This is a genomic window from Burkholderia sp. BCC0322 (genome assembly GCF_902833045.1).
Taxonomy (GTDB): Bacteria; Pseudomonadota; Gammaproteobacteria; order Burkholderiales; family Burkholderiaceae; genus Burkholderia.
Genome location: NZ_CADFDU010000004.1, coordinates 141,144 through 165,560 on the forward strand (window position 1 = coordinate 141,144; position 24,417 = coordinate 165,560).

A 24,417-nucleotide genomic window follows, 5' to 3' on the forward strand; every position below is an offset into this window, starting at 1 on the left:
GTCCGCCTTCGCCGTGGCGCGGGCGGACCTTCAACGGCCCGGTCAGATCACGCAGCGGGCCGCGCGGTTGCGCAGCGCGCGGATCGCGCTGTACGCCGTCAGCGCGGATGTCTTCGGGTTGTCAGGCAGCGGCTTGCCGCTCATTTCCAGCGTCATCTCGCCGAATGCGCCGCGTGCGGTGATGCGGTGCACGTTGCGTACGACGGCCGGATCGGCGATCAGGCGCACGTGCGTCGCGTCGAGGCCGAGGCCCGCGAGCGCGACGGTTGCCGCGACGTTCGCGTTCTTCGGATACAGGCGCGCGGCATCGCGCGCGCTGCCTTCGAAGATCACCTTTTCCTCGCTCATCGCACGCAGGTCGCACAGCGCCTCGGCGGGTGTACCGAGCCAGCCCAGCGGCGGCTTGCGGCCCACGTACAGCACTTCGTCGAGGCCGCCCTGCTTCGCGGACGCCAGCGCATCGATGCCGCCGATCGCGCCGGACAGCAGCGTCACCGTCGCGTCGCCTTCGTCGGCCGCCTGCGCGAGCACATCCAGCAGCGCGAGATCGGACAGCGCGCCGATCGACGCGACCGCGCAATCGGTGCCGGCTTTCAGCAGCGGCACGACGTGATCGACCAGCGCGCTGTGGCCCGCGCATTCGAGCGCGAACTCGGGGCGGCGCGCCAGTGCGCCGACCGACGACACGACCTCCACCGCGCCGCCCAGCACGCCCTGCACCGCCGCGCGCTGGTGTTCCGGCACGATCACGTGCGCGACGCGCAACGACGCATCGTGCTCGACCGCGTGGTAGACGGCCGCGCCGATCGCGCCAAAGCCGATCATCGCGACGTCGACCGGTGCGTGGGCCCGCTTTTGCCCGTTATGCATACTGGCGCTCCGACGGCGTTTCTTCCTTCTTCACCGGCGGGCCCGCGAAGTTCGATGCGAACGAGCCGACCGACAGCATGTCGACCTCGACCATCACCGGGCCTTCCTTCGCCAGCCCTTCGCGCACGATCGCTTCGGCCTGGTCGAGCGACGTGATCCGGTAATGGGTGAGGCCGAAGCTCGCGCAGAACTGCGCGAAATCGGGCTGGTGCAACTGCACGAAGCAGCGGCGGCCGTCGTAGTGCGCGTCCTGGATGTTGCGGATCACGCCGTAGCACTGGTCGTTCATCAGCACGATCATCACGTTCGCGTTTTCCTGCACGGCCGTCACGAGCTCGCCGACGTTGACCATCAGGCCGCCGTCGCCGACGAGGCAAACCGTCTTCGCCGCCGCGCCCGCGAGCGCCGCGCCGATGCCCATCTGGATGCCCTGGCCGATGCCGCCGCCGAGCGCATGCACGCCCGAGCGCGGCTCGAAGATCTTCAGCAGGCGGTTGCCCCACGTGCTGTTCGAGATCGTCACGTCGCGCACCCAGTTGTAGTCGCGGCCCACGGCGCCCTGCAGCGTATCGACGAGCTGCTTGTACGGCCCGAGGCCCTTCGACACGTCGCCCACCGCCTGCTCGCGGGCGGCCGCGAGATCGGCCGCGAACCGCGGATCGATCGACAGGCGGCCTTCGAGCCGGTCAGCCAGCTCGGCCAGCACGCGCTTCGAATCGCCGTGCACGAACAACTCGTTGCGATAGCCGCGGTTGTCGGCAAGCGCGTCGGCGTCGATGCGGAACAGCGGCTGCGGCAGCGCGAGCCGGTACTTCAGCGTCTCGTTGCCGCGCAGGCGCGAACCGACGACGACCAGCGCATCGCAGGTCTTGTAGAACGCTTCGACGGATGCGTGCACGTTGAACGCGCCGAGCGTCGCCGGATGATCCTCGGGCAGCACGCCTCGGCCCTGCACGCTCGTCACGACGCCGAAGCCGAGCTTCACGAGGCGTTCGACTTCCTCGCGTGCGTGGCGCGCGCCGCCGCCGAGCCACAGCAGCGGGCGACGCTTGGCCGCCAGGGCGTCGGCGAGCTTCGCGACGCGGGCCGCGTCGTGCTCGCATACCGCGACGTGCGCGGGCTCCAGGTCTTCCGGCCATTCGATTTCAGCGGCCTGGATGTCGATCGGAATCTCGACCGACACCGGGCCAGTCGGCGCGGTCTGCGCGATGCGCACGGCTTCGCGGATCGTCGGCAGCACAGTTTCGACCGAGCGCACGCGGAACGCGGCCTTCGAGATCGCGTCCAGCATCGACAACTGGTCGGGGGCTTCGTGGATGTACGCCAGATCCCGGTCGAGGTACGGCGTCTCGATCTGCCCGGTGATGTGCAGCAGCGCGGTGCCGGCCGTCAGCGCCTCGACCATCGCGCCGGCCGCGTTGCCCGCCGCCGTGCCCGTGCTGGTGAACGCGACGCCGAGGCCGCCCGACACGCGGGCCAGGCCGTCGGCCATGTTCAATGCGCCGGCTTCGCCGCGTGCGCCGACGTACCGGATGTTGCCGCGCGTGTTGATCGCGTCGAGGATCGGCATGTTGTGGATCGAGATGACACCGAATGCGGTCTTCACGCCGCACTGCTCGAGGAAGGTGGCAATCAGCTCGCCAACCGTGGTTTTTTCAGACATGGCGTGCAAAGCCTCCAGAAACGTCGATATGGCTGCCCGTCGTGTACGACGACAGATGCGTTGCGAGATAAAAAAGTGCCCAGGCGGCCTCGTCAGGCTTGCCGAAGCGGTTCAGCGGAATGTTCTTCGTGCGGGCGATCGCGCCCGTCCAGTCCTCCCAGCTTTCGCCGGACCGCGCCTGCGTTTCGTAACGGCGGCGCCACTGGCCCGACTCGACGATGCCGATCAGGATCGAGTTCACGCGAATGCGCTGCGGCGCGAGTTCGGCCGCGAGCGACTTCACGAGGCTCAGCACGCCCGCGCGCGCGGACGACGTCGCGACCATGTGCGGCTCCGGCTGCAGCGCGAGCAGCGAGTTCACGCAGGTGATCGTCGGCGCGTGCGCGTCGCGCAGCAGCGGCAGGAACGCGCGCGTCGGGCGGATGATGCTGAAATACTTCAGTTCGAGTTCTTCGCGCCACGCGTCGTCGGTCGTGTCGGCGAAGGTCGACACGCGCCCCTGGCCGGCATTGTTGACCAGCATGTCGGCACGGCCGAAACGCGTCGAAACCGCTTGCGCGAACGCGGCCACATCGGTTTCGTCGAGCACGTTGCAGCGCTCGGCGAGCAGTTGCGCGCCCGGGTATTTTTCAGCGAGCATCGCTTCGGCGCGTGCTAGGCGGTCGCTGTCGCGGCCGCAAATCGCGACCGATGCGCCCGCCTGCAGGAACCGTTCGGCCGTCGCGAGGCCGATGCCGGACGAACCGCCCGTCACCACCGCGACATGCCCGGTCAGATCGATCTCAATCATCGGAGTCCTAATGCCTTCAGAAACGTGTGCTCGTCATCCGAGCGGTAATTGAGCCGCCGCGACAGTTCCGCCGCCGCGCGCTGCACCTTGTCGATCAGGCCGTCCGCGATCAGCGCCGCGTCGATTTCCGGCCGCGGCACCGTCACCGTGATGCACGCGACGATCTTCTGCGTCTCGTTGCGCACCGGCGCCGTGACCACCGAGATGCCGCGCTCGAACGACGAATTGCTGACACCGTAGCCGCGCAGCGCATCCTCGCGGATCAAGTCGTACAGCGCATCGACCGTCTCGGGTGTCGCGTTCGTCATCCGGTTCAGCGCGCCTTCCGGATACAGCGCATGCAGCTCCTTCAACGACAGGTCGCCCATCAGTACGTGGCCGTGCGTCGTTGCATGCGCGGGCAGGCGCGTGCCGACGTTCACGCGGATCGAGCTGAACACCGGCGCCTGGCTCTGCGCCTTCGCGACGAACACCACGTCGCGGCCGTCGCGGATCACGATGTGCGTCGTGAAGCCGGTCGCGTCGCGCAGGCTTTCGATCACGGGCAGGCCGAGATCGGTCAGCTCCAGCGAGCTCAGGTATTCGAAACCGAGCCGCAGCACGGCGATGCCGAGCTTGTAGTTGCGATCCTTGTCCGCGCGCTCGAGGAAGCCGAGCGATTCGAGCGTCTGCAGCAAACGGAACACCGTCGTGCGCGGAATGCCGAGCCGCTTCGACAATTCGGGCGCGCCGAGCACCGGCTCGCGCGGCGAGAATTCTGCGAGGATCCGCAGCCCGCGTTCGAGACCCGGCACCACGTAACTGGCCTCGCCCTTGCCGCTTTCGGCGTCGGCTCGTTGCAGCGGTTCGTTCATGCGAGCCCCCGCTGTGAGTCGCACTGACGGCAGAACGTGTCGATCAGTGCGGAATAGACGGCCGGTGCTTCCACGTAGCCCGCGTGGCCTGCTTGCGGAATCACCTGCAGCCCGACGTGTGCGGCCGCGGCGATCCGCTCGCACGCGGCGGGCGGCGTGATCGCGTCGTTCGCGCCGACGGCCACGGCCGTGCGGCCGCGAAAGCCGGCGAGATCGGTGGCGAGATCGGCGTTCGCGAGCAGATGCGTGGCCTGCGCATAGCCGGCCGGCACGATGCGCGCCATGTTCCAGCGCACCCACGCACGCGCCTCCTCGCTCGCGAAACCGGACAGCATGTTGCCGCTGCGCTGTTCGGCGAGCCCGGCCGGACCGAGTTCGGCAAGCATCGCGAGCCGCGCGTCGCGGCGCGATTCGCGCGTTTCAGCCGGGGCGCTGCCGTAGCCGCCCGCGGGCGACACCAGCAGCAGGCCGGCGATCCGCGCGGGCATCACGCGGGCGAGACCGCCCGCGATGATCGCGCCGAGCGAATGCCCGACCAGCACGCAGCGTTCGATGCGGAGTGCCTCGAGCCACGCGTTGAGCGATGCCGCGTAATCGGCGGCGGCCGGCGACGCGCCGTGCACCGGCGTCGACGCGCCGTAACCGGGCGCATCCCACGCGAGCACGCGCCGCGATGCGCCGAGCGTGTCGAGCTGGCGGACCCACGATGCGGCGCCCGAGCCGATCCCGTGCAGCAGCACGACGGGCAGCGCACGGCCTGCATGCTGCGCGCCGGCCTCGCGGTAGCCGATCGTGCCCGCCGCGCCGGCCGCGCAACGCTGTTCGGGAAACTGCCCGAGCAGCGCGGCGAATGCCGCGGTGCGGTCGCGTTCACGTTTGTCGATGACACTCATTGCTTCACCGGCTCCGTCTCAGCGCTTGATCTTCGCGAGCGGCGAATCGGGCGGATACGTCGGCGTGATCGGCTTCGGCGAACCGAGCATCACGCACATCAGCGCGTCTTCCTCGCCGATGTTGATTTCCGTGCGATACACGCCCGGCGGCACCGAGATCAGGTCGCGCTCGCCGAGGATCGCTTCCCACGTCTCGCCGTCGCGCTCGCAGATCACCTTCATCTTGCCGCGCAGCACGAAGAAGATTTCTTCCACGTCGATATGGATGTGGCTCGGGCCGATGTTGCCGGCCGGGATGACCATCGTCGAGAACGTGAAGCCGCCGGCCGGCACCGTGTTGACGTCCTTCGCGACGCCCGTGCCGCCCGTGCCGACGTAGCGCATCTGCGCGCGGCGGTACTTCGGGTCGCAGTCGGCCTGGAACTTCAGTGCGTCCCAGTCGTAGCGCCGCGTCGCGTAGCGCGCCACGCGCCCTTCCATCCAGTCGTTGAAGCTTGCGCCTTCCGGCTGGTCCCACGACTTGCGTTCGAGATCGGCGTCCGCCATCGTCAACTCCTTCATCAAGGGTGAAAACATCAATTCATCACGAAGCCGCCGTTCACCGGCAGCAGTTGCCCCGTCACGAAGCGCGCGCCGTCCGACAGCAGGAACAGCACCGGGCCCGTCACGTCGTCGGGCACCTGTGCGCGCGTCAGCGCGCGGCCCTGCATGTAGAACGCGTGGCGCTCGGCCGGCACGTACGCGGTTGCCTCGACTTCGGTGAGCCCCGGCGCGATCGCGTTGACCGTCACGCCGTGCGCGCCGAACTCGCGCGCCTGCGCATGCGTCATCGCGATCACCGCGCCCTTGCTCGCGACGTACGCGAGCAGCTTCGGTGCGCCCCACAGCGCGGTGTCCGATGCGAGGTTCACGATCGCGCCGCGACCCGATTGCGCGAGGTACGGCAGCGCCGCATTGCTGACGAGCCACACGCCGCGCACGTTCACGTTCATCACGGCGTCCCACGTCGGCACGTCGAGCTCGGTCGACAGCTTGCCGCCCGAGTTCGTGATCGCCGCGTTGTTGATCAGCGCGTCGATGCCGCCGAGCGCCGCCGCGCCCTGCGCGACGAACGCGGTGACGCTCGCCGGATCGGCGAGATCGAGCGCGACGAAATGCGCGACATGGCCGGCTTTGGCGAGTTGCGCGGCAAGCGCACGGCCTTCGTCGGCCAGCACGTCGCCGAACGCGACCTGCGCGCCCGCTTCGACGAGCGCCGTCACGAACGCCGCGCCGAGCCCGCGCGCGCCGCCCGTGACGAGCACGCGGCGCCCCGCGAGCGACACGACCGGAGCGCGCTCAGCCATTCGAGGACTCCGCCGCGGCCTGCGCCGCGCGATGCGCGTCGAGCGCGGAGAGATGCTCCTGCGCACGCGTGCGCAGCATCCGGCGCACGCGCGTCATGCCGACGTCGTGCTGGTACAGGTATTCGTGATCGCGCGCATTCGGCGCGAGGCTTTCGAGGACGTAGCGGTCCTGCTCGAGCACGTCCCAGTGCAGGCCCTCGAGGCGGTTGCGGTACATGAAGCGCCACACGTCGCGCTGCCAGCCGCTGACCTTGCGCGTGCGCCAGAAGTAGACCTGGCAGTTGTCGCCGTCGACCGGCGTCGCGAAGCCGATGATCCCGAAGTTGCCGCCCGGGCCGAACTTCTGCTTGTACGGGATCGCGAGGCGCATCCACAGGCAGCCCGTTTCGCCGAGCTCGACCCAGTCGAAGTTCACGTCGCGCTGGCCGATCTTCTCGAACATCAGGCCCGTTTCCGTCTTGCGCACGCGCATCTCGGCCTGTTTGTCGCCTTCGGCCATCGAGTGCGAGGTGGCGTGCAGGTATGCGCCGTGCATCGGGTCCATCACGTTGTCGATCGCGTACTGGTAATTGCACTTCCAGTTCGACACGCACAAGAAGTGGCCGTACTCGTCCTCGACCAGTTCCTCGGGCAGGTTCAGCGGCGCAGGCTCGCCGTGCGCTTCGTCGCCGAACCACAGGAAGATCGCCCCGGCCTTCTCCTCGACCGGATACGACTTCACGCACTTCATGCCTTCGAGCGGACAGTTCGATACGGCCGGCACGCGGTTGACCGTGCCGCCGCCGTCGACTTCGATGCCGTGATACCAGCAGGCAATGTTGCCGCCGAGGTTCCAGCCGAGCGACAGGCGCGCGCCGCGGTGCGGGCAGCGATCCTCGAGCGCGTGAACCTTGCCGTCGTGATCGCGCCACAGCACGATCTGCTCGGACAGGCGCGTGAGGCCGACCGGTGCATTCGACACCTGCCAGCTCGGCGCGACGGGATACCAGTAGTTCTTGATGCCGCGGTCGAGGTAGTCACGGACCGGGTCGTGTTGGGCTGCGTGTTGTACGGGGGACGTCATCAGTGTGCTCCGGATGCGGTTGTCGTCGGGTCGGCTGCCAGCGCTCAAGCGGTCATTCCGCGAGCGAGGCCATTTCGGCGCGGAAGCGCTCGGCGGTCCACACCGTGCCGTCCGGCGCGCGGAAACCGATGCGGTTCAGGCCCGCGACGACATCGTCCAGCTCGATCGCGCCGGCTTCGAACACGCGCTCGAGCGCATCGCCGAGGTCGTTTTCGTACTGGGTCGGTGCGGCCTTGCGGTTCTGCCAGACCTGGTTCTCGACCTGGCCGGGGATCTCGATCTGCCCCTTGCCCGCGACGTTGTTCGGCTGCGGCGCCACCCACGGCTTCAGGAAGGGATTGAAGTTGACGGTCGCTTCTTTCATGTCATTCCACCTTGATCTGGATTTCCTCGCCGGCGAGACGCACCGCGTACTGCTTCAGTGCGCGTCCGCCCGGCCCCTTCAGGCATTCGCCCGTCTTGATGTCGAACACGGCCTCGTGCAGCGGGCATTCGACCGTGCCTTCGTCGACGAACCCCTGCGTCAGCAGCGCGTACGCATGCGGGCATACGTTCTCGAGCGCATACACGTCGTCGCCGACACGGTAGATCCCGATTTCGACACCGTCGGCTCGCTTGAACTCGATCGGCGTGTCTTCCGACAGCGCGCCGGCGTGCCCGGCGCAAACCCATTGTTCAGACATCTCACACCCTTCCTTCTGATCGACTCTCGGTTTGTTCCGATTTGTTCCATATCCGGAACGTCAGTTTATGGATGGTGATTATAGGAGCGAGTTTCCACGAGTAAAACAAAAAGCTGCACGTCCTAGGGAAAACACCGACCGCTGGATCGACGATCGCTTTCGCCTGCCTTATCGAATGTAATTTTTTGTTGTAAGACGGGTATTTACCGGCTTTTTCGGGACATCAGGCGCCGCTGCCGGGCATCGGTCGGCAACCCATCCGTCCCGAAAAAATTATTTTTGACTCGGTGCTCGACGCCTCTATACTCCATTCCATCAGAGGCACACTGTTCCTTATATGGAACATACGAATGCCCGCTCGATGGCGAAAACGCGCGACGGCCGGCCGTTCCCGCGCATGCCGCCACGACACGTTTTCATCAGGTTGGAGATTCAGGAGATCAAATGGTCAAGCATGCGGTAGCAGCAGCAGTGATCGGATTGGGCGCCGCGTCGGGCGCGTGGGCGCAGAGCAGCGTGACGCTGTACGGCAGCACGGATGCGGGCGTCGCGTACGTGAACAATGTCGGCGGCCATGCGAAATGGGCGATGATCCAGGGCAACACGCAGCCCGATCGGTGGGGCCTGAAGGGCAAGGAAGACCTCGGCAATGGCCTGTCGGCGATCTTCCAGCTCGAAAACGGCTTCTATACGAACAATGGCCAGTTCGCGACCGCGAACACGATCTGGAACCGCGCGGCGTTCGTCGGCCTCGGCTCGGAGCGCTACGGCACGCTGACGCTCGGCCGCCAGACGCCGCTGTCGTTCGACTATCTCGATCCGCTCAGCACCGCCTACCTCGCGCTGAGCTGGTACGCGTTCCACCCCGGCAACATCGACGGGCTCGCCGCGACCGGCAACGTGCCGTACAACAACGCGGTCAAGTACCGTTCGCCGACCTTCGCGGGCTTCTCGGCCGCGGCGACGATGGCGCTCGGCAACACGACGAACTTCTCGACCGGCAAGTCGCTCGGCGTCGCGCTGAACTATGCGAACGGGCCATTCAAGGCGTCGGCCGTGTACTCGAACGAGCACGACCGCTCGATCCTGATCAGCACGACCGGCATCACGTCGTTCCAGGGGCAGAACACCGCGAACGGCTACACCGCAAGCAAGGTCGAGAACATTGGCGCGGGCGCGTCCTACCAGTTCGGCGACTTCCTCGTGCACGGCCTGTACACGCGCACGAAGATGCAGTCGAACGGCTTCTCGGACACGTTCCAGAGCTACGACGCGGGTGTGAACTACCGCAGCAGCGCGTTCAACACGATCGCGGGCGGCGCGGCGACCACGACGCTGGCCGGCCGCCGCTGGACGCAGGCCGAGCTCGGCGACATCTATTCGCTGTCGAAGCGCACGCAGTTGTATGCAAACGTGCTGTACGAACACGGCTCGGGCGGCGCGAAAGCCGCGTTCTTCACGGCAGGCGTGTCGAGCACCGCGAACCAGGTGATCGTGCTCACCGGGATCCACCACTCGTTCTGAACGAAGCCGGGCGTTCGCCGCCTGAAACGACAAGAGCGGCCCGCGGGCCGCTCTTTTTCATTTGTGCGCGGCCTTTGCACGGCCGCGCATCGCAACACTCAGAACATCGCGACCTTGTGGCGCGCGTGCGCGAATGTCGGATCGCTTTCGAGCGGACGATAGTTCAACCGCTGTGACAGGTCGACCGCCGCGCCGCACACGGCCTCGACGAGCCGTTCCTTCTCGCGGGCCTCGCCGATCTCCGAGCGCGGCACCGTGGCTGTGATCGCCGCGACGATCGAGCCCGAATGATCGCGTACGGGCGCGGTGACCGCCGAAATGCCGCTCTCGAATGCCGCCTCGCTCACCGCATAGCCGAGCCGCGCATAGTGGCGCACGCGTTCGTACAGCTCGTCGACGGTGCCCGGCGTGCGCTCGGTGAACTGCTCGAGGCGCTTTTCCGGGTAGAGCTGGCGCAGTGCGTCTCGCGTCAGGTCGCCCATCAACACGTGGCCGTGCACCGTGGCATGCGCGGGCAGGCGCGTGCCGACGTGCACCTTCACCGAACCGAACATCGACGCGTTGCTCTGCGCCTTCGCGACGAACACGACGTCGCGCTGGTCGCGGATCAGCAGATGCGTCGACAGGCCGGTCGCATCGCGCAGCCGTTCGAGCACGGGCCCGCCGAGATCGGTCAGTTCGAGCGAATTCAGGTATTCGAAGCCGAGCCGCAGCACGCCGACACCGAGCCGGAAATAGCGGTCGCCATTCACGCGCTCGAGGAAACCGAGCGCTTCGAGGGTCTGCAGCAGGCGGAACGTGGTCGTGCGCGGAATGCCGATGCGCTTCGACAGCTCGGGCGCGCCGAGCACCGGCTCGCGCGCGGAGAATTCGGCGAGGATCCGCAGCCCGCGTTCGAGCCCCGGCACCAGGTAGGACGACGCGCCGCCATGCGATTCGTCGTCGCCGGGCGCCGCGGTTTCAGGTGCGCCGCTCATCGTTGTCTTGACCATGTGGACATGGACGGTAGGAAATCAGTCACGAAACAGGCACGGATCGTCGTGGACGGCCGGTCATGCCGCCCCGGCGCGCACGCGGTTGCATCCGCGCGCTTCGCCGCGACGCAGCATGCGCCGCCACGACTCCATGAAGAGTCATTCACGGTCGAGAGGATAGCAGTGATGGACAGCGCGACGCCATGCGGAAATCGCCGGACGGCCGGTAGCGGCCGCGTGCGCGGCGAGCGGCCCACGGATCGCGGCCGGCGCGGCCTGCTGCGCCGGGAGGCGCGTGTGTTACAGGCGCGACAGATGAACCCGAATGTTCGCGCGGTCGTACGTAAAGCCGCCGGCCGCGGCCGGTTCGAGCACGCGTGCCAGGTCGACCGCATACCGCCATCCGCTGCCGAGGAGCCCGCCGTTCACGGCCCGGATCGCGGTGCCGCCGACGGCGATCGCCGCATGAAAGACCGAGCCGCCGCGCGAGAAGCCGACCGCGGTCCCGGCCGGAATGTTCGCGCGCCCGTCCCATTCGCTGCCGTTCTCGAAGTTGAACCGCGGCCGCCAGTGCTGACCGATCGTGTCGAGCAGCGTGTTGGGCGTGATCAGCGCGTCGGCGCGCATCAGATACCGCACATAGGCCGCGGCGTCGTAGCAGACGCCGCCGGAAACATACGTGTTGATGTCGGCCGTGCCGGCTATCAGCGCCTGCGCGTGTCTCTGCCGCTCGGGGAAACCGAACTGGGCGACCTGCGCGCCCAACGGGGTCAATTGCATGGGTGGCTCCTGTGGAAGCAGCGGGGCGTCGTCGCCCCGCCAACGCAATAACCTCATATCTTATTACGATATCCGGCCTGGTCCGCGCGCACGGCTCCGTACGTCACGGCATGCGCGCCGCCGAGGCCGGCGCGGCGGCGGCCGCATCTGGATTCGGCGCGAGCCGCAGGCGCACGCGCAGCGGCTGCAGCATGTCGGGCGGCGGCGGCTCCGTCAGCGGGCCGGCGGTGAGCAGTTGCCGCAGCGTCGCGTCCGCGTCGGGATCGCCGAGCGACGCGAACTCGACGCGCGTGACGGCGCCGTTCGTGCCGATCCACGCGCGCACGACGATCGCGGGCGGCGGCGCCTCGGCGCTCGCATTCAATACGCGCGCTTCGAGATAGCGGTGCAGACGATCGGCCGCGTCGCCGTCGGCTTCGAGCCACGTCTGGAACTGCTGCCCGGCGAGCTGTCCGTAGCGGATCCACGTTTGCGGCACGTCGGCCGTCTGTGCGACGGCCATCGACACGCCGCCTGCGAAAAGCGCCCACGCGACGACGATCGCCCGCCACCCACCGGATACGCCCCACTGCTGCATTCGCTTCATCCCGCCTCCCGTTTCGACGATGCGCCGACGCGCCGCGTTGCGTCGCCCGCTCGTCCTGCAACCCTCAGCCGATCTCGATCGGCACGTACAGGCGCGTGCCGCCGCGCTGGACGAGCAGCGCGACGTTGCCGTGCGCGGCGTCGATCTCGGTCATCAGCGCGCCGATGTTCGCGACCGGCGTGCCGTTGACCGACAGCACGACATCGCCGGGCTGCAACCCCGCGCGGGCAGCCTGGCCGCTCGCCTGCTCGACGACGAGCGCCTGGCCGACGCCGAGCCGCTGGCGCTCCTGGTCGGTCGCCGCGCGCAGCGCGAGCCCGAACCGCGCGGGCCCTTGCTCGCCGCTCGCCGACGCGGTGCCGCTGTCGAATGCGCCCACCGTCGCGCTCATGTGCATCGCCCGGCCCGCGCGCCACACGAGCAGGTCGGTTTGCCGCCCGGCCCGCATGCCTGCGACCGCGCCGAGCAGGTCCGCCGATTCGGCGACCGGCCTGCCGTCGACCGCGAGTACGACGTCGCCCGGCTGCAGGCCCGCGTGCGCGGCCGGGCCATCCGGCTCGACCACGGTGATCAGCGCGCCGTCCGGGTTGGCGAGGCCGAACGAACGCGCAAGCGCCTGGCTCACTTCCTGGACGGCCACGCCGAGCCGGCCGCGCGTGACCTTGCCGGTCCGCAGCAACTGGTCCTTCACGTCGAGCGCGATATCGATCGGAATCGCGAACGCGAGCCCCTGGTAGCCGCCCGTCTTCGAGAAGATCATCGAGTTGATCGCGATCACGCGGCCGCCGAGGTCGAACAGCGGGCCGCCCGAATTGCCGGGGTTGATCGGCACGTCGGTCTGGATGAACGGAATCGCGCGCTCGCCGGGCAACGAGCGCGATTTCGCGCTGACGATGCCCTGCGTGACCGTGTTCGCGAACCCGTACGGCGAACCGATCGCCATCACCCAGTCGCCCACTTCGGTGCGCGCCGGGTCGCCGGTCGCGACGACCGGCAGGTTGTGCGCGTCGATGCGGATCACCGCGACGTCGGAAACGGGATCGCTGCCGATCACACGCCCCTTGAACTGCCGCTTGTCGGTCAGCTTCACGTCGATCGCGACCGCATCGCCGACCACGTGCCGGTTGGTCAGGATCACGCCGTCCTCGCTGACGATGAAGCCCGAACCGAGGCTCACCTCCTCGCGATTGCCGATCACGCGGCGCGCAAGAAACGGCGCGAGCGGATGATCGGGCGCGATGCCCGGCGGCAACTGGATGCCCATCTGCGTGACTTCGCGCGTGACGCTGATGTTGACGACGGCCGGCCCGACACGCCGGACCAGCGCGGCAAAATTCGGCAGCGCGACGGTCGGCGCTGGCGTTGACGTCGACGTTGACGTCGACGTTGACGTCGGTGACGCGGCACCCGACTGCGCGGGCCGCTCGGCAGCCGTTGCCGTTGCGCAAACGCACGCGCAGGCCAACGCCAGCCCGCCGGCCATCGCTCGCGGCATCGCCGCCCGGTTCGTGTGCCTGCCCGCTTTCATGTCGCTGTTCCTCGTCGGTTCGCGCCGGAACGCCGCCGGCTCATCGCGCCCTGCGCCCCACGCTCGGCCGCATGCATTACTTCGGCGGCACCGCGACCGGCGCATCGGGCCGCTGCGGCGTCGCCGACCGGCCCCAGTTCGCGCCGAAACGGTTTCGCTCGGTCGACAGGTTGAACGTGCCGAGTCGGTTCGATGGCTGCTTCGACAGCCGCTCCGAATCCGTTTGCGACGCGCCCGCCTGCGGGTCGGCGTTCGGCTTCAGCTGCTGGCTGAGGCAGTCGTACGACAGCGCACGCTTGCCGTCGACCTCCGCATCGACGCACACCGGCTTCGTGGCCGAACCCGGACTGGCCGGTGCAGGCGCGGCCGCGCTCGCCGCCGCGCGGCCGACCTGCGCGTGTGCGCCGGTTGCCAGCAGCAGGCAGACAATCGTCGCGATGCCGCGTCGTCGCATCCTCATGCGCGCCTCCTTCGGAAATGGCTTCATGGCACTCGCCCTGCCGCCGTCACAGGTTCGTCCCCGGCGCCGACGCGCGCGCCAGGAAACGCGCGAACGCCGCGCGATCGGACGCTTCGACGGCAGGCTCCTGTGCATCGACCTGCCGCACCCATGCGTCGCGCATGCCGTCGACCGGCTGCCACGCCTGCACCTGTGCGCCCGTCGGATAGGGCGTGACGAGCGGCTCGCGATAGTCGACGCGAAACAGCGGCGGCGCGCTGCCGCCCGCCGTCCACAGATCGCCGACGTCGCGCACGCTCGCGTCGAACCAGAACCGCACCCAGCGCACCGCCGGCGCGCGCGTGTCGTTGCCGGGTGCATCGGCACCGCATGCGTCCGGCACGCGCAGGAAGCCGGCGAGCACGAGCAGCACGGCCGCCAGATCGTCGTCGCGCAACATCCGGTACGACCAGAGATCCGCCACGTCCACGCACGAGATCACCGCGATGAAGCGCCCGATCGTGAGCGCGGGCCACGCGCGCCGCATCAGCGTGTAATGGCGCGCCCACTGTGCCACGAAGCGCTCGCGATGCCGGGCGGCGACCTGCACGTCGCGCGAGCCGCGAATCGTCAGTTCCTCCGGCTGATACTGGCGGGTCGTGAGCACGCACTGCGCGGAGCACCGCGCGCTCCGGTGCCGTGCATAGCCGCCGGCACCGGGCAACGGCTCCAGTGCGCCGAAGCACAGCGGGCAATGCGTGGGCCACTCGCCGGGCCGGCCCGGCCACGGGTTCGCCTTCGGCATGCGCGGGCGGTCGGCCGCCGCGGCCGGACGGCGTCGCCCCGGCGTGCGCGGGTCGGGGGCGTCGACGCGCGGCGTCGAACGAACGGTTGCCATGCGCGCGCCTACCGGGCAGACGCGAGCGCTTTCTTCAGCGCGTCTTCGTTGATCGGTGCGTTCGCGGCGAGCTTCGCGAGATACGCCTGTGCATTCTGCTGCGTGCGCTGCGCACGCATCATCTCGCGCAGTTGCGCCTTCACGTCGGCCAGCGGACGCGGCGCGGCCGCGCGGACGTCGATCAGCTTCACGACATGAAAACCGGCCGGCGTCTGGATCGGTGCGGAGACCTGGCCCGGCTTCAGCGCGTCGGCCGCCTGCCGCACTGCCGGCACCATCAGTTGATCGGGCACGAAACCGAGATCACCGCCGTTCGCGGCACTGGCCTTGTCCTGCGAGTTCGCCTTCGCGAGCGCGGAAAAATCGCCGCTGCGCGCGCGGTTCGCAAGATCGGCCGCCTGCTTGCGCGCCTTGTCGAGCGTGGCGGCATCCGCGTTCGGCGGCACCGCGATGTAGATCTGCGCGACATGCAGCGCGCGCGGCGCGGTGAACGCGGCGCGGTTCTTGTCATACGCGGACTGCAACTCCGCGTCGGACGGATAGTCGGCCGGCGGCGCATTCACCGACGCCAGGTAGCTGCGCACGACGATATCGCGCCGCGCCTGCTCGACGGCCGCCTGCACCTGCGCCTGCTTGTCCCAGCCCTTCGCTTTCGCCTCGGCCAGCACGGCCTTCTGCGCGAGCGTCGAACGCACGACCTGGTCGAGCGCCGCGGGATCGGCCGCGAGACGTTCGCGCCCTTCCGGGCTCACCGTCTTCAGCAGGCCCGCGATGTCGTCCTGCGTGACCGACGCCTGCGCGGCATTCGCGATCACGTCGTCCTGTGCATGCGCGACGAACGGCACGCCCAGCACGAGACTGCCTGCCACGACCGCCAGCCTCTTCATCTTCGTCATCATCGTTCGACTGCCCTCTCGATTGCTCTTGAAATGCGGACGCCGCATCAGCGCGCGTCCGTCAGCGTCATGCGCAGGACCAGCGGCTGCGCCATCCCGCGCGGCGGCGCCGCGCCGACCGCCCGGCCGACGAGTGCCGCATGCAGCGCGGCGTCGAGCGCCGGTGGTCCGGCCGCACCGCTGTCGACGCGCGTCACGTGCCCGTACCGGTCGAGCCACGCGCGCACCGGCAGCACGGGACCGTCGTCGCCGGCATCGGCCCGCTCGCCGGCCCAATGCTCGATGCCGGCACGCAGGAGGCACACCGCCGCGTCGTCGCCGTCAAGCGTCTCCTGCAGCCACAGCGCGGTACGCCGGGCATACGCGCCCCACGCGGCGGGTGCGTCGCCCGCGGCTATCGCGTCCGCCTCACGCCGTGCACGGCCAGGCAGCAGCGCACGCAGCGCGGCGCCGATCCTCACTTCGCAGTGGCCTCGACCGCTGCCGTGGCCGCTTCGACCGGCGATGCGCCTGCCTGACCGCCGGCCGTCGCGCGTGCCGCCGCTTCCTGCTCGGCCATCGCGGGACGGTTGCGCAGGTGCAGCAGGAATTCCTGGATCAGGCGATCCCATAGCTCGATCGTCGAACGCAGGTAGCGCTCGGACACGCCACCGGCGACGACCACGTCCATTTCCAGCGCGAGAAACGGCCCGTGGCTCGCGAGACGCGCAAAGCGCTTGGTCCGGTTCCAGTCCGCGACGAGTTCGGCCGGCAATTCGCCCTGCACCTGCAGCACGCACGACAGCGTGTAGTCGATGAACAGCAGCGCGGCGGGCGGTGCGTCGGCGCCCTGCGGCGCGAGCGCGGCGGCCGGATTGCCGAAGCGCACCGCGAAGCCGATGCCCTGGCTTGCGCTCATCAGTTGCACCGCGCCGTTCTGTTCCGCCGCCGTCACGCGGTAGCCCGCGCGGCGCAGCACGTCGGCGAGGTGGTCGGCGCTGATCGCTTCGATCGGCGCGTCGTGTGCCGTGCGTTCGTCGCCGGCGTTCGGTTGCGTGTCTTGCATGTCTGTCTTCCCCGTATTCAACGAATCGATCGGTTCCATCCCGGCTGCGGGCCGCGCGCTTACTGCGCCTTCGTCGCGGCAGCCGACGCCGGTGTTGCGGCCGCCGGCCGCGCGGCCGGGTCGTACTTGCCCGCATACAGCGCATCGCCGTAACGTTGCGCGATGTCGTCGTACTTCACGCGCGCCGACTGCGCGAACGGCTGACGCGACGAGAACAGCGTGCCGATCCCGACGTGCTCGTACGCGTCGAGAATCTCGTGCCCCACGCGATACAGCTCGGCATTGTGTGCCTGGCAGGTTTTCAGTTGCGTGTCACGCGCGGCGGCGTCCTTCTGCAGTTGCGTGTGCTGCGCATCGCGGGCGCGCGACACGGCGAGCAAGTCCTCGTAGGACGACCTGTATTTCGCCAGCGACTTCGCGTCCTGCTCGCGGCCCGCGCGCTCCTGCGCGAGCGCACGCTTCGCAGCCGCCTCGGCGCCCGAATCGCCGCGCGCGGCCGCCAGTTGCCCCTGCATCGCCTTCAGTTGCGCGAGCGCGTCGTCGCGCTGCTTCTCGGCCGCCGCCTTGTCGCTCTGCAGCTGCGCCTGGTTGTCCTGCAACTGGCGCAGTTCCTGCACGGTCGAGCGCAACTGGCTGCGCAGCTTGTCCTCGATGCTCTGCGCGTGCGCGCCGCCGGCCGCGAGCAGCAGCGTGCCGGTCAGGGCGCTCGCGAACATCGTGCGAGTGATCGTGTTCATGCGCGACTCCGGTCAGAAGCGAGCATTGAGCTCGATCTGCAGCACGTCGATCGAAACCGGCGGCCCGTACACTTCCTTCGAGCTCAGGTAACGGGCCGACACCCAGGTATCGCGTGCGACCGCATACGCGGCGCCGAGCACGTAGCCGCGCGCGTTGGTGCCGCCGAGGTGGAAGTCGGGATCGTTGAACGCATCGAGCACGGCGTCCGGCTGCAGGTACTTGTATGCGATCGAGAAGTTCCACTGGCCCTTCTCGCGCGGCTCCGGCTCGCCGAACGTCGCCTTCGCGAGGAAGCCGTTCGGGCCGCTGCGGTAGTCGGCGCGGGTCGCGTTCACCGACGTCGAATCGTAGTTGTTGACCGGCAGCGACGCCGCCGCGAACGCCTTGTTGTCGTTGTACGCGAGGTTGCGCACGTATTCGCCGTCGAGACGCAGCTTGAAGCGATCGGCCACCACCGTGTCCCACTGCGCCTTCAGGTCGAGCAGCCGGTAGTTGTAGGCGAGGCCGAACAGCTGCGGCTGCGGCGTCATGCCCGGCGCGAGGTTCGGGTTCTGTACGATGTTGCGCAGCGCGATCAGCGTGTTGCCGCCCTGCATGAACGCCGGCGCCTCGTTGTCGGTGCTGCAGCTCGTCGCGCCCAGATACAGCGCGCACGGCGACGACAGCGTGCCGCGCATGTTCTGGAAGTCGTAGTACGCGACCGCGCCGCGCAGCCGGTTCTTCGCATCGATCTTCCAGTCGGCGCCGAATTGCGCGCCGAACATCCACTTCGTGTCGCTGCCGGCCTTCTCGGTGCTGTTCGACGGGAAGTTCTCGCTCGTGTACTGGATCGGAAACACGCCGAGCGTGCCGAACAGCGTGACGTCCGGATTCCACGGCAGCGCATGCCGCAGGTTCGCGGCGAGCCCGTCCATCATCAGGTCGTCCGAGAACACCAGGTCCGACTTGAAGAACGGGTTGTCGAAACGGCCGGCCGTCAGGTTCAGCCACGACGTCGGCTTGTACGCGAAGAACGCCTTGTTCAGCCAGATGTTCTTCTTCGCGAAGCCGCCGCCCGCGGTGGCCGTGGTCGACACGGGCCCGTTGTCGTTGCCGCTCGCGAGCTGGATGCCGGCGATCATCTCGTCGGACAGCGTCGCCGTCACGCCGAGCCGCGCGCGGTAGCGCAGCAGGTTGTTGCGGTTCTCGCGCGTGTTCTGCGTGGGGATCTGCGTGTTGTTGGTGTTCGGGTTGACGTCGAATCCGCCGGCCTGGTTGATCGCCGCGAAATTCGTCACGCCGTTCGTGTTGCCGCCGCCGTAGAAGTGATACTCGTCACGCACGCGCAGGTCGCCGTCGAGCTTGATGCGCGACACCCAGTCGGGGAACGTGTTCGGCTGCGCCCAGTTCTCGGCCTTCGCCTGCGCGATCACCTCCTGCTTCACCTGGTCGCGGATCTGGTCGCGCACGAGCTGCGGCACGTACGGCACCGCGACATCGCCCGGCTGCGTCGGCGGGTTGACCACGCCGCCCGCCACGACCGGCGCGCCCGATGCGCGGGCCGATCTCGCCTGCACGGCCTCGGTGCGCGCCTCGCTGATCAGCTCGTTCGCGTTCTGCTGCGTGAGCACGCCACGCTTCACGAGCAGGTTGATCAGGTTGATCACCACGCTCTCGGTCGGCGCGGCTTTCCCCGACGCGGCCTGCGCCTCGAGCGATTGCCCGTGCGCGGCGGTCGCGCAGGTCAGCCCGAGCGTCAGCACCGCCGCGCCGACGCGCGACAGACGCGCGGGCAGCGCGCCGTTGCGGGGCACCCCACCCCGTCCGTTCATCTTCCGAATCATCGAAGCACTCCGAACAATTTTCGTTTCTTTTCCGGCAGCATCCGCACAACGGCGCCACCCCATGATTCTTTCGTCGTATCGCGCACGCATCGTCATGCCGGCTTGCGCCCCTGAAGCTTGACGAGCACCGGATACGAGGTCGCCGGCGGCGGCGCCTCGTCGACCCGGCCAAGCGCTTCGACCGCCGCGACGACGGCCGCGTCGATCTTCGCGTCGCCGGTGGACTGCGCGACCGTCACCTTCGTGATGCGCCCCGACGTATCCATCCACAGGTTCAGGCTGCCCGCGAAACGCGCGCCGCCGGCCTCCTGCACGCCCTTGTCCTGCTCGATCGCACGCTGCAGTACGTACACCATGTACTGCGCATAGCTCGCGTTGCCGAACTTGCCGCCCCCGCCGCTGCCGACCATCCCCGAGCCGTCGCCCGCGCCGATGCCGAAGTTGTCGGTGCCCGCCTGCGCATCGGCATTCATCGTCATCTGCTTCGGCTGGTTGTCCGACGGCTTCGGCGCCTCGGACGGCTTCGGCGCGATCGTCGGCCGGTCGACCGGCGTCTTGACCTCTTCCTTCACCTTCTCGGGCGGCGGCTTCTGTTTCGGTGGCGGCGGGGGCGGGGGCGGCGGCAACGGAATCACCGTCGTCACCTGCGGCGCGCTCACGCGCTTCACGCCCGCGGTATCGCCCGCGAAATGCCAGATCAGCGCGGCGAGCCCCGCGAGCACCAGCGCGATCGCGACGGGCTTCACGTAGCGGCCGGGGCCCTTGTCCGGCGGGCCGCCGTTGTAGGTCATTTCCATCGCGTCAGCCGCCCTGCTTCGCCTTGCCGGTCACGAGACCGACCTGCGACAGATCGAGGCGGCGCAGCAGGTCGAGCACGTCCATCACCTTCTGGTACTGCACGCCCGCGTCGCCCTTCAGCACGATCGGAAAATCCGGACTGGTCGCCTTCTCGGTGCGCAGCCGGCTCTCGAGTTCGTCCATCGTCACCGGGTACGCGTCGAGGAACACTTGCCCCGAATCGGCGACCGTGATTGCCTTCGTCTTCGGCTTCGCGAGACTCGCGGACGAGCTCGCCTTCGGCAAATCGACCTTGATGCCCTGCACCGACGCGGTCGTCATGATGATGAAGATGATCAGCAGCACGTACGCGAGGTCGAGCATCGGCGTGATGTTGATGTCGTCGTACGGCTTGTCGTCGTCCTGAACCTGCATGGTGGTCTCCTGCGTGCGTCAGTCGGCCAGCACCGCGTGATCGGGCGCGCGGTGCGCTTCGGCGAGGCGCGTGACGAATTCGTCGACGAACACCTGCATGTTCGCGGTCACGTTCTTGTTGCGGATCAGCAGGTAGTTGTAGCCAAACAGCGCGGGGATCGCGACGAACAGGCCCGTGACGGTGGCGAGCAGCGCGGCCGCGATACCCGGCGCGATCGCGTTCACGTTCACGTCGCCGGCCGCAGCGATCGCGGCAAACGTGATCATCACGCCCACCACCGTGCCCAGCAGCCCGAGGAACGGGCCGCCCGAGATCGCGATCGTCAGCAGCACCATCGACTTCGACAGCCGCTGGTTTTCCCGCACGAGCGTCGCGTCCATCGACGCGCGAATCGCCTCGATCGATTCCGACGTGATCACCGTGCGGCCGTTGCTGTCCACGCGGCTGTGGATTTCATGCACACCGGCCTTGTACAGCCGGTACAGCGACGACTGATACAGGCGGCGGCCGTCGGCGCTCGCTTCGTCGACATGCGCGAGGCCGACCAGGTGACGCCCGGCCACTTCGCGGAAGCGCTGCACGAAATACTGGTTGGCCTTGTCGACGGTGCCGACGTAGCGCGCCTTCGTCCACATCACGATCCACGACACGAGCGCCATGCCGAGCAGGATCGTGATCACGACCCACGCGTCGACGGTCACCGATTGCACGATCACGCCGAAGTAACCGAAGCCGAAACCCGACTGCTTCTCGTCGGCGCCGTACGCGACGAGCTTCGATTCCGAGCCCTGCGCGAGCGCGTCGACCGCGATCGCGGCCGGCGAGCGTGCGATCTTCGACAGACGCAGTTCGTCGAGCGCGCCCGAATACGCGGCGAACCCGGCCGGCGCGCCTGTTGCGTCCGCACCGATCGTCGCCGCGGCGTTCAGCGCGGGCAGCGTCGCCGCGACCTGTGCGGCCTGCTTGCCGTTCACGTAGACGGTGAGGTTCCTGCCATCCGCCGTGACCGCGAGGAACGTCCACTGGTTCGCGGCGACCGGCGACGCGGCCGGCGTGCGCACCGGTGCAGCGCCGCCGTCGACTTCCGCGAACGGCACGCCATTGTCGAGTCCGATCAGCAGCGCGTTCGCGCCGTCGCGACGGCTGTACAGCAGCGTATTCGGCGTGAGCGCCGACGGCTTCACCCATGCGCTGAACGTGAAGCTGCCGCCGGCCGGCACATTCAGCGACGGGCTCGCCGGCAGCGTCAGCGACCCGTTGCCGTCGAATCGCGCGCCCTTGCCGACGATGCCGTCCTCGACCGTGCGGAACGACGCGTTCTGCGCGTGGTTGCCGTACGCGGTCAGGTCCTTCGGCGGCGCACCTGCCGCACCGTTGAAGTGGTAGACGAGCGTGTAGTCGGCATCGAACGTCTCGGCCGGCTTGCTGCCGTCCGGCGCCTTCTTGTTGCCGTAGTACATCCAGATCGACTCCGCGGCGCCCGCCGGCATCTTCGGAACGTCGACCCAGATCAGCGCGACGCCGAGCACCGGATCGTATTGCTCGACGTGGTAGTTCAGCGGCGTCTTGTCGTCGGCGGCGACGAAACGGATATCCGCGCCGTTGTCGGCCAGCCCGTCGAACTGGAAGTTGCCCGAGTGCAGGCGGATCAGCAGCGGCACGCGGCCGGCCGATTCCGCGAGGTTCGCGCCTTTCGCGCTCGCGTCGATCGTGATCGACTTCCGGTACGACCAGTCGTTCTGCCACCATGCGTTCGCGATGCCGGGCAGCACGCCGAGCATCACCGCCAACAGGAAAAACAAGACTCGCTTCACGATCCACTCCCCGAATGTGCGGGCGCCGCGCTCGTCGCATCGCCCCGGCACGATCAAAAAAAATCCGTCAGAATCCCAGCCTTACGTAGAAATCGAATCGCGGGCTGTACTGCCGCGTATAGATGCCCGCCTTCAACGGCCAGCCGGCTTCGAAATCCGCGCTGGCGTACTTCATGATCTGCACCCGTGTACCGACGCCGACGCTCATCAGGTTGAAGCGCGACGTCTGCTCCGGCAGCGGGCTCAGCAGCCAGAGGTGCGCCGCGTCGAAGAACGCGTGGAAGCGCCATTCGTTCACGCGGCTGCCGACCGCGCCGCCGAGCCATTTGGCGAGCGACGGGCTGCGCAATTCGACCGATGCGATCACGCCGCTGTCGGCCGTGTCCTCGGCCTGCATGTAGCCACGCACGCTGTTCATCCCGCCCGCGGCGAACTGCTCGCTCGACACGAGCGGCGAGTTCGCGATCTGCGCGTTCACGTGCGCATTGGCCTGCATGTCGTTTGCGAAGCGCTGCGTGTGGTTGACGTCGAACTTGCCGTACACGAAATCGGGCGTCGCGTTGTAGCGCTTGTTGTCCCATGCGCCCCAGTCGCTGCCGAGGCCGCGGATGTTGGTCGTCACCGACGCGGAGAACGACGTCTGCGAATGCTTCAGGCTCAGCTGGCCGTTGTACGACAGCGTCACCGGCACGTATGTGAGCGGCGCGGTCGAGCCCGTCTGGCCCGGTATCGACACGTTTTCGTCGAAGTGCTTGCGGTCGATCTCGACGCTGACCGAGTGCGCGTAGGTTTCCGATGCCGGCAGCGCATAGATCGCGGTGAAGCCGTACGTGGTGCCCTTGCCGAGCACATTGGTGTTCGCGACCGATGCGACGTTGCTGTCGGAATGCACGACCGTCGCGAGGAAACTCCAGTGCGAATCCCTGATCGGCGCGAGATACGAGAACGCATAGACGCGCGCATCGTTCGGATGCTGCGGCGCAAGCACGTAGGTACCGGAAATCACGTGGCCGAGCTGCCACAGATTCGAGTAGCTGAGGTTCGCGGTCGTGCGCAGCGACGACGTGCCGGGGCTGTTGTCGTTGTTCAGTTCGAGCGAGCCGTGCAGCGGGCTGTGATCGTCGACCTTCAGGTCGACGTCGACCGTCTGCGGCAGCGCGCCCGGCTTGAGGATCGGAATCACCTGCCGGTCCGCCGAGCGGTTCAGGTCGGTGAGCTGCTGCTGGGCCTGGTTGAAATCGGGCACCTGGCCCTCGGCCAGCGCGGGCACCGCGTCGCGAATGTTCTGCGGCGAGTTGTACTTCGCGCCGTCGACGCGCAAGCGCCCGACCTTCGCTTCCGTCACCTGCAGCAGGATCACGCCGTTCTTCACCTGCTGCTGCGGCAGCTCGACGACGACCGACTGGTAGCCGCGATCCTGGTACGCCTTCTGCAACGCGTCACGCGCCGCGTTCACGTCCGCGAGCGTGCGGCCCGGCCCCTCGAACGGATACACGGCCTTCTCGATCTCGAGCGTCGGCAACGTCGTGTTGCCGCGCACCACGAAGGCATTCACGTCGAACGACTGCGGTGCAGCCGGCACCGCCTTCGCGGCCGGCGCGGCTTCCTGCGCATGAATCCCCGGCGCGAAGCCCAGCCCACCGGCCAGCACGACACCTGCCAGGCATCGGCAGTTCAGCCGCCATCGTTCGCGTGACTTGCGGTCTACTCTCGGCGGCATGCGCCATTCCCCTTTGTTGTTCCGGATCGAAGCGTTGCGCACCGTGCCAGCCGTTCGCCCCGCTATCAAATGCCTGTTTCACTTTGATGACGGTTTATTCGTCATCCTTAGCATGATCTGCGCAATGCTTTTCCCGATTTCCTTGCCCGGTGCGCTCAACCGCATCTACCGGAAAGGACGATGCGAATCCGGAAAACCCGCAACTTCCGTCGCGCATCGTCGCGATCGACTGCCGGCCGACGCAACGGCGCGGCTGCGTCGATCGGCAACGACGATC

Annotated in this window: 26 protein-coding genes; 1 reads left to right on the forward strand and 25 read right to left on the reverse strand. The window is 68.1% G+C overall.

Going from position 1 to position 24,417, the window contains the following annotated elements:
* Positions 1 to 42: 42 nt before the first annotated feature.
* From HWX39_RS13835 to HWX39_RS13880, 10 genes are read right to left on the reverse strand one after another with little or no spacing between them, the layout of a single operon-like run.
* Positions 43 to 870, reverse strand: a complete 828-nt coding sequence (locus HWX39_RS13835; RefSeq protein ID WP_175968639.1) for an aspartate dehydrogenase — start codon at positions 868 to 870, stop codon at positions 43 to 45.
* The gene (locus tag HWX39_RS13840; RefSeq protein WP_175968640.1) at positions 863 to 2,533 is read right to left on the reverse strand and encodes a thiamine pyrophosphate-binding protein; all 1,671 of its coding nucleotides are present in this window, start codon (positions 2,531 to 2,533) and stop codon (positions 863 to 865) included. The genes HWX39_RS13835 and HWX39_RS13840 overlap by 8 nt, the downstream gene beginning before the upstream one ends.
* Complete coding sequence (locus HWX39_RS13845; protein ID WP_175968641.1) at positions 2,526 to 3,323, reverse strand: SDR family oxidoreductase; 798 nt, start codon at positions 3,321 to 3,323, stop codon at positions 2,526 to 2,528. The genes HWX39_RS13840 and HWX39_RS13845 overlap by 8 nt, the downstream gene beginning before the upstream one ends.
* On the reverse strand, positions 3,320 to 4,177 hold the full coding sequence (locus HWX39_RS13850) for an IclR family transcriptional regulator (RefSeq protein WP_175968642.1): 858 nt from the start codon (positions 4,175 to 4,177) through the stop codon (positions 3,320 to 3,322). The genes HWX39_RS13845 and HWX39_RS13850 overlap by 4 nt, the downstream gene beginning before the upstream one ends.
* A complete protein-coding gene (locus HWX39_RS13855; protein ID WP_175968643.1) occupies positions 4,174 to 5,070 on the reverse strand; it encodes an alpha/beta fold hydrolase in 897 nt (298 codons plus the stop codon). The genes HWX39_RS13850 and HWX39_RS13855 overlap by 4 nt, the downstream gene beginning before the upstream one ends.
* A gap of 18 nt (positions 5,071 to 5,088) precedes the next feature.
* The gene (locus tag HWX39_RS13860; protein ID WP_175968644.1) at positions 5,089 to 5,616 is read right to left on the reverse strand and encodes a cupin domain-containing protein; all 528 of its coding nucleotides are present in this window, start codon (positions 5,614 to 5,616) and stop codon (positions 5,089 to 5,091) included.
* 29 nt (positions 5,617 to 5,645) lie between these two features.
* A complete protein-coding gene (locus HWX39_RS13865; protein WP_175968645.1) occupies positions 5,646 to 6,416 on the reverse strand; it encodes an SDR family oxidoreductase in 771 nt (256 codons plus the stop codon).
* Positions 6,409 to 7,479 carry an aromatic ring-hydroxylating dioxygenase subunit alpha gene (locus HWX39_RS13870; protein WP_175968646.1) on the reverse strand — a complete coding sequence of 357 codons (1,071 nt, stop codon included), beginning with the start codon at positions 7,477 to 7,479 and terminating at the stop codon, positions 6,409 to 6,411. The genes HWX39_RS13865 and HWX39_RS13870 overlap by 8 nt, the downstream gene beginning before the upstream one ends.
* 52 nt (positions 7,480 to 7,531) lie before the next feature.
* Entirely contained in the window at positions 7,532 to 7,843 is a 312-nt protein-coding gene (locus HWX39_RS13875; protein ID WP_175968647.1) for a recombinase-like helix-turn-helix domain-containing protein, read from the reverse strand.
* Between the two features lies 1 nt (position 7,844).
* Positions 7,845 to 8,162, reverse strand: a complete 318-nt coding sequence (locus tag HWX39_RS13880; protein WP_175968648.1) for a non-heme iron oxygenase ferredoxin subunit — start codon at positions 8,160 to 8,162, stop codon at positions 7,845 to 7,847.
* Positions 8,163 to 8,606: 444 nt separating this feature from the next.
* Between HWX39_RS13880 and HWX39_RS13885 the strand changes: the two genes are divergently transcribed.
* Complete coding sequence (locus HWX39_RS13885) at positions 8,607 to 9,686, forward strand: porin (RefSeq protein WP_175968649.1); 1,080 nt, start codon at positions 8,607 to 8,609, stop codon at positions 9,684 to 9,686.
* Positions 9,687 to 9,784: 98 nt separating this feature from the next.
* Here the strand turns inward: HWX39_RS13885 and HWX39_RS13890 are convergent, their stop codons facing one another.
* The 15 genes from HWX39_RS13890 to HWX39_RS13960 form a co-directional block, all read right to left on the reverse strand.
* On the reverse strand, positions 9,785 to 10,663 hold the full coding sequence (locus HWX39_RS13890; protein WP_244134993.1) for an IclR family transcriptional regulator: 879 nt from the start codon (positions 10,661 to 10,663) through the stop codon (positions 9,785 to 9,787).
* Between the two features lie 297 nt (positions 10,664 to 10,960).
* Positions 10,961 to 11,440: a type 6 secretion system effector deamidase TecA gene (gene tecA / locus HWX39_RS13895; protein WP_175968651.1), complete on the reverse strand. Its 480-nt coding sequence runs from the start codon at positions 11,438 to 11,440 to the stop codon at positions 10,961 to 10,963.
* 103 nt (positions 11,441 to 11,543) lie between these two features.
* A complete protein-coding gene (locus HWX39_RS13900) occupies positions 11,544 to 12,026 on the reverse strand; it encodes a YbaB/EbfC family DNA-binding protein (protein WP_175968652.1) in 483 nt (160 codons plus the stop codon).
* Between the two features lie 64 nt (positions 12,027 to 12,090).
* Positions 12,091 to 13,554, reverse strand: coding sequence for a Do family serine endopeptidase (locus HWX39_RS13905; RefSeq protein WP_175968653.1), 1,464 nt, complete (start codon positions 13,552 to 13,554; stop codon positions 12,091 to 12,093).
* A 76-nt stretch (positions 13,555 to 13,630) separates the two neighbouring features.
* Positions 13,631 to 14,014: a hypothetical protein gene (locus tag HWX39_RS13910; RefSeq protein WP_175968654.1), complete on the reverse strand. Its 384-nt coding sequence runs from the start codon at positions 14,012 to 14,014 to the stop codon at positions 13,631 to 13,633.
* Between the two features lie 46 nt (positions 14,015 to 14,060).
* Positions 14,061 to 14,891: a hypothetical protein gene (locus HWX39_RS13915; protein WP_175968655.1), complete on the reverse strand. Its 831-nt coding sequence runs from the start codon at positions 14,889 to 14,891 to the stop codon at positions 14,061 to 14,063.
* Between the two features lie 8 nt (positions 14,892 to 14,899).
* On the reverse strand, positions 14,900 to 15,790 hold the full coding sequence (locus tag HWX39_RS13920) for a peptidylprolyl isomerase (protein WP_175968656.1): 891 nt from the start codon (positions 15,788 to 15,790) through the stop codon (positions 14,900 to 14,902).
* 44 nt (positions 15,791 to 15,834) lie between these two features.
* Entirely contained in the window at positions 15,835 to 16,248 is a 414-nt protein-coding gene (locus HWX39_RS13925) for a hypothetical protein (protein WP_175968657.1), read from the reverse strand.
* Positions 16,245 to 16,832 (reverse strand): YbjN domain-containing protein, encoded by a 588-nt coding sequence (locus HWX39_RS13930; protein WP_175968658.1) that lies wholly within the window; start codon positions 16,830 to 16,832, stop codon positions 16,245 to 16,247. The genes HWX39_RS13925 and HWX39_RS13930 overlap by 4 nt, the downstream gene beginning before the upstream one ends.
* A 59-nt stretch (positions 16,833 to 16,891) precedes the next feature.
* Positions 16,892 to 17,569 carry a hypothetical protein gene (locus tag HWX39_RS13935; protein WP_175968659.1) on the reverse strand — a complete coding sequence of 226 codons (678 nt, stop codon included), beginning with the start codon at positions 17,567 to 17,569 and terminating at the stop codon, positions 16,892 to 16,894.
* Between the two features lie 12 nt (positions 17,570 to 17,581).
* The gene (locus tag HWX39_RS13940) at positions 17,582 to 19,393 is read right to left on the reverse strand and encodes a putative porin (protein ID WP_175968660.1); all 1,812 of its coding nucleotides are present in this window, start codon (positions 19,391 to 19,393) and stop codon (positions 17,582 to 17,584) included.
* A 92-nt stretch (positions 19,394 to 19,485) separates the two neighbouring features.
* Positions 19,486 to 20,190: a TonB family protein gene (locus HWX39_RS13945; protein ID WP_175968661.1), complete on the reverse strand. Its 705-nt coding sequence runs from the start codon at positions 20,188 to 20,190 to the stop codon at positions 19,486 to 19,488.
* Positions 20,191 to 20,194: 4 nt separating this feature from the next.
* Positions 20,195 to 20,605 carry a biopolymer transporter ExbD gene (locus tag HWX39_RS13950; protein ID WP_021161942.1) on the reverse strand — a complete coding sequence of 137 codons (411 nt, stop codon included), beginning with the start codon at positions 20,603 to 20,605 and terminating at the stop codon, positions 20,195 to 20,197.
* An 18-nt stretch (positions 20,606 to 20,623) separates the two neighbouring features.
* Entirely contained in the window at positions 20,624 to 22,420 is a 1,797-nt protein-coding gene (locus HWX39_RS13955) for a MotA/TolQ/ExbB proton channel family protein (protein ID WP_175968662.1), read from the reverse strand.
* 67 nt (positions 22,421 to 22,487) lie between these two features.
* Positions 22,488 to 24,140: a ShlB/FhaC/HecB family hemolysin secretion/activation protein gene (locus HWX39_RS13960; RefSeq protein ID WP_244134995.1), complete on the reverse strand. Its 1,653-nt coding sequence runs from the start codon at positions 24,138 to 24,140 to the stop codon at positions 22,488 to 22,490.
* Positions 24,141 to 24,417: the final 277 nt, after the last annotated feature.